This window comes from Methylobacterium sp. WL103 (assembly GCF_008039885.1).
GTDB classification, from domain to species: domain Bacteria; phylum Pseudomonadota; class Alphaproteobacteria; order Rhizobiales; family Beijerinckiaceae; genus Methylobacterium; species Methylobacterium cerastii.
Genome location: NZ_VRUX01000201.1, coordinates 1 through 7,002 on the forward strand (window position 1 = coordinate 1; position 7,002 = coordinate 7,002).

The 7,002-nt window shown below is 70.9% G+C and carries 4 protein-coding genes and 1 pseudogene; 1 reads left to right on the forward strand and 4 read right to left on the reverse strand.

Translation table 11 applies throughout. The annotated features are described in order from the left end of the window. The 4 genes from FV222_RS13505 to FV222_RS13520 all read right to left on the reverse strand — a co-directional run. Positions 1–585, reverse strand: a 585-nt coding sequence (locus FV222_RS13505; protein WP_147814640.1) for a cytochrome c, incomplete at its 3' end; no start/stop codon positions are given. Then, positions 582–2,618: a quinol:electron acceptor oxidoreductase subunit ActD gene (locus FV222_RS13510; protein ID WP_147814641.1), complete on the reverse strand. Its 2,037-nt coding sequence runs from the start codon at positions 2,616–2,618 to the stop codon at positions 582–584. The genes FV222_RS13510 and FV222_RS13505, both read right to left, overlap by 4 nt. Before the next feature lie 4 nt (positions 2,619–2,622). Beyond that, a complete protein-coding gene (locus tag FV222_RS13515; protein WP_147814643.1) occupies positions 2,623–5,565 on the reverse strand; it encodes a TAT-variant-translocated molybdopterin oxidoreductase in 2,943 nt (980 codons plus the stop codon). 16 nt (positions 5,566–5,581) lie between these two features. Further along, complete coding sequence (locus FV222_RS13520) at positions 5,582–6,241, reverse strand: cytochrome c3 family protein (protein ID WP_147752854.1); 660 nt, start codon at positions 6,239–6,241, stop codon at positions 5,582–5,584. A gap of 352 nt (positions 6,242–6,593) precedes the next feature. Here FV222_RS13520 and FV222_RS13525 point away from each other — a divergent pair. Then, a pseudogene (locus FV222_RS13525) lies at positions 6,594–7,002 on the forward strand (ABC transporter ATP-binding protein); the annotation flags it as partial.

Genomic DNA, 7,002 nt, shown 5'->3' on the forward strand with positions numbered 1-7,002 from the left:
CCCCCCCCCCCCCTTTTTTTTCCCACCCCCCCCCGGAACCCCCGCTCGGCGCCGTTCTCGTGGGCGCGCAGAGGGGTATAAGCGCCCGCCGGGCGGCAGGGCCGCCACGGCGGCATCCTGGCTGCGCTGCAGGGCGCGGACGTAGGCGACGATCGCCCAGCGATCCGCGGAGGGGATCATCTGGCCCATCCCGTACATCGCCCGGTGCCCCTGCGAGATCGCCCGGTAGAGGTCGTCCGCCGACGCCTGGCGCAGGCGTTCCGTGGTGAGCTGACCGGCGGAGGGGAAACCGCGCGCGACGATCATCCCGCGGCCGTCGCCGGAGGCGCCGTGGCAGGGCGTGCAGAAGATGCCGTAGCGCTCCCGACCGCGCGTCAACAGGCTCTCCGTGATGGTCGCCGGCTGGGGCGCCGCCTTGGCCGGATCGTTTCGCGGCACGGTGCCCGCCACCGGTTGCCGCATCGTCATCCCTTGCGGGAAGAAGTTGTTCTTGTCCCAGGTCCTGGCGCTGGGCTGCTCGGCCATGTTGGCTTCGCCGCAAGCCGCGAGCGGTGCGAGGGCGAGCAGGGCGAGGAGCCGTCTCATCGCGGCACCCGCCGGATGTCGAGAGGGCGCCCGGCCTCCGCGGGCAGCGCCGCGAGCTTGCGCACGATGCGGTCGGCGTCGAAGCGTTCGCCCCGGGCTTCCGCGGAGAGGAAGTAGCGGTCGTCGGTCGCCCGCAGGAAGCCGGGAATGTTGAACGCCGGATGGTTCAGCCGCGGCAGGCGGTTCAGGATCAGCAAGGCGAGGTGGACGGCGATCGTCCCGCTCATCATCGCGAAGGACAGGCTCGGCACGACGAAGGACGGCCACGAGAAGCGCGGGCGCCCGCCGATCAGGAACACGTAGTCGTAGGCGGTCGCGTAGACGCACATGCCGTAGAAGGCGGCGCCGCCGGCGAGCGCGCCAAAGATCGCGTAGGCCCGGATCGAGCGGCCTGCGATGCCGAGCGTCCGGACCACGCGCGGCATCGGCACCGGGCCGTGGGCGCTGAGGTGGACGTGCGACGCGTCGAGTCCGGACAACGCGCTTACCGCCGCCGCGAGGTCGGCTTCCGAGGCGAAGGCGGCGCTGACGCCCCAAAGCGGCGCGTCCTGCGCTTCGTCGCGCTCTTCGGCGAGCGGTCGCATCTCGGACTCTCGCACGGGCTTTCGCTCGGCCGCAGCCGCGGTCGGCGTCACGGCGAGCGCCAGGCGCCGGCTTTCGGTGATCGAGACCGCCGGCAGGTAGCGCAGGAACAGCAGCAGGAGGGTGAGGAACAGCCCGACGGACCCCGCGAAGGTGGCAACGCCCCAGATCGTCTCGCTGTAGGCGAGGCGCGACGAGGGGAGGAAGTCCTGGGCCAGGGTCACCACGAGCACCATCACGTGGTCGGCGTAGGCGCCGACCACGACGAGGAGGCCGATCGCGGCGACGGCGAGCGTCGACCGGCGCATGCGGGCCGACCAGAAGGCCTGGGCCGGGATCAGCAGGCAGGCCACGACGGTCCAGAACGCCCAGGCGTGCTCCCCCGTCATCCGCCGGACCAGCACGCCACGTTCACGCGCGTCGCCATGCAGGAACGTCGAGAAGAACTCGGTCGCGTAGCAGTAGAGGCTGGCGCATCCGAGGCACAGCATCAGCCGGGCGAGGATTTCGAGGTGGCGGTCCGAGATCAACCCGTCGAGGCGGTAGACCGAGCGTACGAGCACCACCACCGCGGCGGTGACGCCGACGCCCGAGAACACCGCGTTGACCAGGAAGGTCACCGGCAGGATCGTGTCGTGCCAACCGGGCATCACCGAGCCCGCGAGCATCACCGAAGCACCGGTCTGCAACGAGACAACCAACAGGACGCCGAGCAGCGCGATCGTACGGTAGGCCTGGACCCAGAGCTGCCAATGCGCCGCCGACCCGCGCCATCCGGATGCGACGATCCCGTAGGCCCGCGCCTTCAGCAAAGCACGCTTCCGGGAACGGCCGTGCGCCTTCTCCTGAGCCAGCGCATCCTCGACGGCGCGGTCGCGCAGCGATGCGAGATCGGGCAGCAGCCCGATGTACCAGAGGCTCACGCAGACCACGAGGTAGGACACGATGTCGATCGCGTCCCAAAGGAGCGGCGAGCGGAACTGCGGCCAGAGGGCGTAGGTATTCGGGTAGGGCAGGTTCCAGAAGAAGAACCACGGCCGCCCGAGATGGATGATCGGGTAGAGTCCGGCGGCGCAGGTGCAGAGCAGGGCGACCGTCTCGGCGACCCGGTTGACGGCGCCGCGCCACTCCGCGCCGAGCAGCAGAAGCACCGCCGAGACGAGCAGGCTTCCGCTGGCGACACCGATCCACCAATCGTAGCTCGCGATGTCCAGCGCCCAGACGACGGCGTTGTTGTTGCCCCAGATGCCGACGCCGGTGAAGAGCAGGTAGGCGAGCACGCCGCCGAACAGCCCGAGCAGGGCGAGCGCGCCGGCGAAGGCGATCCACCAGCGCCGGTTCGACGGATGCGTCAGCGGGACCTCCGCCACCGCACGGCCGATGCCGTGCAGCGTCGCGTCCTGCGCGATCAGGCCGGCACCGGAGGGTGGCTGGAGGATGGCGCCCGACATGCCGTCAGCCCTCCCTGGCCGCGGGCGCGAGGCTCGCGAGGTAGGTCGTCCGCGGGCGCGTGTTCAGGTCGCCGAGCAGGGCGTAATTGCGTCCGTCGCCCCGCGCCTTGTTAACTTGGCTTTCCGGATCGGACAGGTTCCCGAAGGTGATGGCGCGGGTCGGACAGGCGCCCTGGCAGGCGGTCTCGACGGTTCCGTCGGGGATCGGCGCGTGCGCGTCCTTGGCCGAGTCGATGCGGGCGGCGGCGATGCGCTGGACGCAGTAGGTGCACTTCTCCATCACGCCGCGGGCGCGAACCGTCACGTCCGGGTTGCGCTGCTGCTGGGCCACCGCGGGCATGTCGCCGGTGTAGTCGAGGTAGTTGAAGCGGCGGACCTTGTACGGGCAGTAGCTCTGGCACGTCCGGGTGCCGACGCAGCGGTTGTAGACCTGCAGGTTGAGGCCCTCGCTGTCGTGCAGCGTCGCCTCGACCGGGCAGCCGACCTCGCACGGCGCGTTCTCGCAATGCATGCAGGGCACCGGCTGGAAATGCGTGTCCGGCGCATCGAGATCGCCCGCGTAGTAGCGGTCGACCCGCAGCCAGCCCATCCAGCGGCCGCGCTCGACCTCCTCGCGCCCGACAACCGGGATGTTGTTCTCGGATTGGCAGGCTGTGATGCAGGCGTTGCAGCCGATGCAGGCGTCGAGGTCGATCACCATCGCCCAGGCTGCGGTCGCGCCGCGCCCCGCAGCGGCGGGCTTGGGATAGAACGAGGCCAGTTCGTAGGCTTTGGTGTCGCCGACCGGCTCCGCGCCCTGACGCTGGACGCGGACGAGGTCCATGCCCTCCATCGTGCCGAGATCCTGCGTCGTCGCGGGCAGCCGGCGGCGGCCGGTCTTCTCCAGCGTCGCGCCCGCCAGCAGCCACGGGTCCATCGCCGGTCGCAGCGCGTTGGCGTCGTAGCCGAGGCCCCGCGAGAGGTGGTCGGGCACGTCGCGGCCGTAGCCGAGCGAGAGGCTGACCGTGTTCTCGGCTTGGCCCGGTGTGATCCAGGCCGGCCCCTCGATCGCGTGTCCGTCCGCCGCGATCCGCACGATGTCGCCGTTGGCGAGGCTGCGCCGCTCGGCGAGCTTCGGGCTGATGCCGACGACGTTCTCCCACACGATCTTGGTAAGCGGCTTCGGCAGTTCCTGCAGCCAGCCGAGGTCGGCCAGCGTCCCGTCCCAGACCGTCGGGTCCGGGCGGAACACCACCTCGATGGCATCGTCGCTTGACGGCGCCACGGTTGGCGCCGGCCCCGAGGCGGTCAACGCCATCGTTTCCGGCTTCGCGGCGCTGTCGGGCAGGAAGCCGCTGCGCAGGGCGTCCTCGAAGCGTGCCTGGAACGCGGTGTCGTCCTCCGATCCACCGCGCATCTGCCGCTTCAGCAGGTCGAGGCCGTTCGCGATCGTTCCACGATCGAGGAAGGCCAGCATCTCGTTCGCGGAGCGACCGTTGTAGAGCGGCGCGACCGTCGGCTGGACCAGGCTGACGGTGCCGTCGAGCGAGCGGGCGTCGCCCCAGGATTCGAGCGGATGCGCCAGCGGCAGGTGCCAGTCCGAATGGGCCGCGGTCTCGTCGTAGTAGAGCCCGGTGTGGATCTTGAGCGGCACGCGCTCCATCGCCTGCGCGAACCCCAGGGCGCCCGGCGCCTCGTAGACCGGGTTCACGCCGAGCACGATCAGGGTCTCGACCGAACCCTCCGCCATGGCCGTGCTGAGGTCGCGGAGCGCTCCGGCGCCGATCGCCTGGGCCGGCGCGGTGTGGCGGACCGTCGTGCCGGCATTCCCCAGCGCGCCGTTCAGCCGGTGGACGAGCGCGTGCAGCTCCGGCGACCCGCACAGGCCCGCTGTGACGATGCCGGCGCCGCGGGCTTCGTTCAGCGCCGCGAAGGCACGCTTCAGCCAGGCTTCGGAGGCGCCGTCGGCGGACGACGCCGAACCGCCCTCAGCGAGGCTCAGCAGGTCCCGCGCGAGCGCTTCCATGCGGGCTCCCGGGACCGCCACGGCGTAGTCGGCCTTGGCGCTCGTCAAGGTCGGCGTTGCCGCCGCGGCATGCAGGGTGAGGAGGTGGCCGGCCGCATAGGACGCCTTGCGCGCCTCGCTCCAGCGCCGCGACAGCCCGACCTGGCCGGGGCCGAGATCGAGGATGTCGCCGTCGAGCGCGACGATGGTCCGTGCGCTTGTAAAGTCGAGGAGCGTCTCGACCGGACGGCCGAAGGCGCGCTTGGCCCCGTCGTACAGGCTGTCGCGCGCGACGCCTGCGCTGACGTACCAGCGCATCGCCGGATAGGTCTCCCGCATCCGTGCGATCTCGGCCTGGAGCGACGGCGAGGTCACGGGACCGGTGAGGAGGGCGAGGCCTTCGCCGCCCTTGGCCTGCCAGACCGGCATCTGCGCGAGCATCGCGCCCTGGAACGCCGCCCAGGAACTCGGCCGCCCGATATGCTGGACGGCCTGCGAGCGGAACGGGTCGTAGAGGCCCAGCACCGAGGCCTGCGCCAGAATGTCGGTGCCGCCCCGACTCCAGGGATGGTCGGGGTTGCCCTCGATCTTCAGCGGCCGGCCGTTGCGGGTGGTGACGAGGATGCCGTTGGCGAACCCGTCGAACAGCGCCGACGAGGCGTAGCTCAAGGGGGCGCCGGGAACGATCCGCTCCGGCGCGTTGACGTAGGGCAGCTCGTTGTGGCGCCCGTCTCCGGAATCGCAGGCCGACAGGCCGGCGAGCGCGAAGGAGGCCGCCATCAGCTTCAGGAACCCGCGCCGCTCCGGCGCCGCGGCGAGCCGCGCGGCGGCCGGGAACTCGGCTTCGAGGTAGCTGCGGAACTCGGCGGTGTCGGCGACGGCGTCGAGGCTGCGCCAGAAGGAAGGCCCGTCGCCGGACGCGAGGCGGGCGCGGATCGCGCCGATGTCGTGGTGCCCGGTCATGTGCGGTCCGTCTCCATCAGCGATGACAGATCGCGCATTCGGTGAGGCGCTCACCTCCCTGAATGTGGTTCTTGGCGACGAGTTCCGGCCCGAGCGTCGCCTGGTTCGCGGGCGGCTTCCACGTCATGTTCCAGACCTGGTCCTGCGGGCGGACGTACTTCGCCGGGTCGCGGTGGCAATCGAGGCAGAACTGCATCTCGAAGGCGTTGGCGCGGTAGGTCATCTGCATGCTGGTGACGTCGCCGTGGCAGGTCGAGCAGCCGATCCCCTTCGTCACGTGCACGGAGTGGTTGTAGTAGACGTAGCTCGGCAGCTTGTTGAGGCGCACCCATTGCAGCGGCTCGTCGCGGGCGAAGCTGTCGCGCACCGGCTTGAGCATGTCCGACCCGGTCCAGATCTGCGAATGGCAGGTCATGCAGGTATGGGTCGGCGGGATGCCGGCGGTGGCCTGCGTCTCCACCGTGGTGTGACAGTAGCGGCAGTCGACCCCGAGCTCGCCCGAATGGTGCTTGTGGCTGAACGGCACCGGCTGGGCCGGCGCGATGCCGACGCCGGTGACGTAGTCCGATCGGACGATGCCCGCGGCGACGATCGGGATTCCGGCGAGGCACGCGACGCCGGTGAGCAGGGCGAGCCGATAGATCGCGTCGGCGCCGGGTGAGAACAGCTGCGCCATCAGCCCACGGCCCGCTGGGACCGGAACCGGTGGATGTCTTCGGTGGGTCGCGTCGCCAAGATGTCAGAACTCTGCGTTTCGATGCCCCCGAACCGCCGACGAAGCATGACCCGTTCCGCGGTGTCGATGCAATGCGACGCAGGTTCGCTCTTGCCCGATCGACGGTCGGCTCTATGGAAGAATTCCAAGCTGAACGACAGGGGGCGATTGGCCGCGTTCACCGGCTGAGCGGGTCGCGTGCGGTGGCGCGCTTTCCGCGGGCTCGAAGAGCGCCTATGCGCTCCGATGCGGCCTGCGATCAGGCGGCCGCTCGGGACAGCCGATGCGGACCCTTTCGACCACGTGAGCGGCCATGGAGCCTGATCCGATCGTCCTCGCCTGGCGTGCGGCGCGCGGGCGCCACGTCGCCGCGGTCGCGCTGGCGCTCGGCCTCGGCGGCCCGCTCTGCATCCTCGCGCTGCTCTGCCTGCGCGACCTCGTCCACACCCTCGGCCACGACGAGGCCACGGCTTTGGTGTTCCTGCGCGTCGCGATCCCCCGCGTCGCGGACGACCTCGTCCTGTTCCCGGGGTGGAGCCTGGCACCGCTCGACCTCGAGCGCGCCGCCTTCCTCGGCCTTTCGGCTTGCGCGATCGCGCTCGCAGGCCTCGGCTGGTTCGTCGCCGTCCTGTCCTTCTCGGCGCAGGGACGCGCCGTCTTCCGCCTGCGGGAGGCCGCGACCGCGGCGATCCTCGATGCGCCCCCGGGCGCCCGCGAGGAGG

Bases quoted from the DNA above. Each gene is read 5' to 3' on its own strand.
- FV222_RS13510 (WP_147814641.1), bottom strand. From the start codon at position 2,618: ATGTCGGGCGCCATCCTCCAGCCACCCTCCGGTGCCGGCCTGATCGCG.
- FV222_RS13515 (WP_147814643.1), bottom strand. From the start codon at position 5,565: ATGACCGGGCACCACGACATCGGCGCGATCCGCGCCCGCCTCGCGTCC.
- FV222_RS13520 (WP_147752854.1), bottom strand. From the start codon at position 6,241: ATGGCGCAGCTGTTCTCACCCGGCGCCGACGCGATCTATCGGCTCGCC.